This window comes from Streptacidiphilus neutrinimicus (assembly GCF_000787815.1).
GTDB lineage: Bacteria > Actinomycetota > Actinomycetes > Streptomycetales > Streptomycetaceae > Streptacidiphilus > Streptacidiphilus neutrinimicus.
In genome coordinates, this window is record NZ_BBPO01000051.1 from 1 (window position 1) to 2752 (window position 2752).

Sequence of the window (2752 nt, forward strand, 5' to 3'; positions counted from 1 at the left end):
TTCGAAGGGCCGGCCGGCCTCGATCTGGGCCAGGCGGCCCACCGTGTGCCGCGCCGCCTCGATCGCGGCGACGAAGAGCAGCGGGACGACCGCGTGCATGCCGCTGGCCAGCGGGTGCGGCCAGGCCGAGGCGGCGTTGAAGACGATGGTCGCGCCGGTCAGCACCCAGGCCAACTGGCGCAGGAGCGGGAGCGGGATCCGCATCCAGGTGAGCAACAGGTCGAGCGCGAGGAAGACGGTGATGCCGACGTCGATGCCGATCGGCAGCACGTAGGAGAACCAGCCGAAGCCGTTGCGCTGGGCCAGCCGCAGCACCGCGTCGTAGGAGCCGACGAAGCCGATGAGGGATATGACGAGGGTCCCGACCACGACGATCACCACCAGCGCCTGCTGGCCGCGACTCAACTGGCGCCGGTTCATCCCGTCCCCTTTTCGTGTGCTCTGCGTGGGTGGTCGCCCTGACTCGAGCCCATAGCTTCACACACGCCTGTCACGCCCGGACGGGCCCTCCGCGAATTCTGGCTACCCAGCGGGTGACCACCGGGAGACGACCGGAGAAAGGCCAGGTCGGGCCAGGGGGCTTGCATGCGCATGCCACCGGTGTGGGAGGCTGGCCCCTTCGCGGTCTTCGCGAGCCGACCGACACCCCAAGCTGTGGTGACGGTTCGGTAACTCCGCCCGGACACGGAGGTACGTAACAGTATGTCAGTCAAGCGGATGGCGGCCCTCAGTGGCTCCATAGGCCTGCTCGCGGTGACCACCGCCTGCGGCTCCTCGGACTCGACCGGTCCGGTGGCCGGCGCCCCGAACGTGATCATCAAGATGGGTTCGGCCAACCCATATTCCACCCTCGACCCGGCCGAGGCCTATGACAACGGCGCCTGGACGGTCTACTACAACGTCTACCAGGGCCTGATGAGCTACCGTCCGGGCTCGAACGTCCCGCAGGAGGACGCGGCCCAGTCGTGCGGCTACACCGACGCCACCGACGAGACGTACAAGTGCGTCCTGCGCCCGAACATGACGTTCTCCAACGGCGACCCGCTCGACGCCGCCGCGGTGAAGTACTCGATCGACCGCGTAATCAAGATCAACGACCCGAACGGGCCGGTCGCGATCCTGAGCACCAGCATCAAGTCGGTGGAGGCGCAGGGCAAGAACACGGTCGTCTTCCACCTGAAGTACCCCGACGCGACCATGCCGGCCCGGCTCTGCTCCGGCGCCGCCTCGATCATCGACCCGAAGACGGTTCCGGCCGACAAGGAGGTGGCGACGGACGACACCGGCGTCATCGGCTCCGGCCGCTACAAGATCGACTCGGTCAGCTTCGCCGGCTCGGGCGCCGACAAGCTCCCGACCGAGGTCAAGCTGTCGCTGAACCCGAACTACAAGGGCTCCGCCACGGACCCGCGCAACTCGGGGATCGACCTCAGATACTTCGCCGACCAGACCGGGACCAAGAAGGCTCTGGACGACCACCAGGTCGACGCCGTCATCGCGGACCTCAACGCCTCCGACGTCGTCAGCATGCAGCAGAACCAGCAGCTCGGCACCGGCCTCCAGGTGGACTCCGGCCCGGGCGGCGGTATCCACATGCTCGCGCTCAACACCGCCACCGGGGTCTTCAGCAAGCCGGCGGTGCGGCGCGCGGTGGCCGAGCTCATCAACCGCGACACGATCGTCGACAAGGCGTTCGCCCACACGGTCAGCGCGGCCTACACCGTCGTCCCGAGCGGCATCACCAACGCGACCGGCAGCTTCTCCGTCTACGGACGGCAGCCGACGAGCGCGGCCACGGTCCGCGAGCAGCTGAAGAAAGCCGGGGTGTCGCTGCCGATCCCCTTCACCTTCTCGTTCTACAGCAAGGGCGACGAGGCCATCCAGCACGAGTCGGCCCTGATCAAGCAGCAGTTGGAGGCGGACGGCCTCTTCAAGGTCACCCTGCACGACTACCTGACCTACGCGAAGCTGTCGAACGCGATCCTGAAGAAGCCGACCTTCGACGCCTACACGCTGACCTGGTACTCCGACTACCTCGACATCGACGACTACATCAACCCGCTCGTCGGCCCGCACAACACCGTGTTCAACGGCTACGCCGCCCCGGCCGCCCTGATCTCCAACGGCCTGGCGCACACCAACCGCGAGGACGCCAAGGCCGACTACGCGGAGATCCAGAAGGACATCGCCAAGGACGTGCCGCTCATCCCGCTGTGGGAGAGCAGCCAGTTCGCCGCCACCCAGGCGGACGTCAGCGGCGTCCCGCTGACCCTGGACAGCGCGGGCATCCAGCGCTGGTGGATGGTCGGCAAGAACGCCACCTCCTGACCAGGGAGTGGTCGGGGCCAGCGGACCTGACGGTTCGACGGCCCCGACCGGCCGCCGCTAGCCGCCCTCGCAGAGCTCTGGCAGGATCTCAGCGCACCAAGTCTTTCTGCCACTTTCGCCGGACAACCGACCGGCGAAGACTGGTGGCCATGAAGGACATCGGACGCACCGCACTCCCCTCGCTCGCCCGGCCCGCACGGGTCGTGGTCGGCGTGACGGGCTCCGCGGGCAGCGCCGCGGCGCTGCGGACGGCCGCGGCGGAGGCCCGGCGCAGCGGACGCGTGCTCGTCGCGGTGCTGGCCTGGGAGCCGCCCGGCGGCGAGGCCGCCTACCGGCTCGCGCCGGACCCGGCCCTGGCTCGGATCTGGGAGCGGGCTGCCATGGAGCGGCTGGACTCGGCCTTCGCGGAGGCGTTTGGCAGCCC

Annotated in this window: 3 protein-coding genes; 2 read left to right on the forward strand and 1 reads right to left on the reverse strand. The window is 68.7% G+C overall.

Translation table 11 applies throughout. The features are described from left to right. The coding region (locus tag TR48_RS27110) for a DUF2637 domain-containing protein (RefSeq protein WP_042372055.1) at positions 1-420 on the reverse strand (420 nt) is incomplete at its 3' end. A 297-nt stretch (positions 421-717) separates the two neighbouring features. Between TR48_RS27110 and TR48_RS27115 the strand changes: the two genes are divergently transcribed. Both TR48_RS27115 and TR48_RS43655 read left to right on the forward strand, forming a co-directional pair. Then, complete coding sequence (locus tag TR48_RS27115; protein WP_042372056.1) at positions 718-2328, forward strand: ABC transporter substrate-binding protein; 1611 nt, start codon at positions 718-720, stop codon at positions 2326-2328. A 149-nt stretch (positions 2329-2477) separates the two neighbouring features. Next, a partial coding sequence (locus tag TR48_RS43655; protein ID WP_174501741.1) for a universal stress protein occupies positions 2478-2752 on the forward strand: 275 nt, incomplete at its 3' end.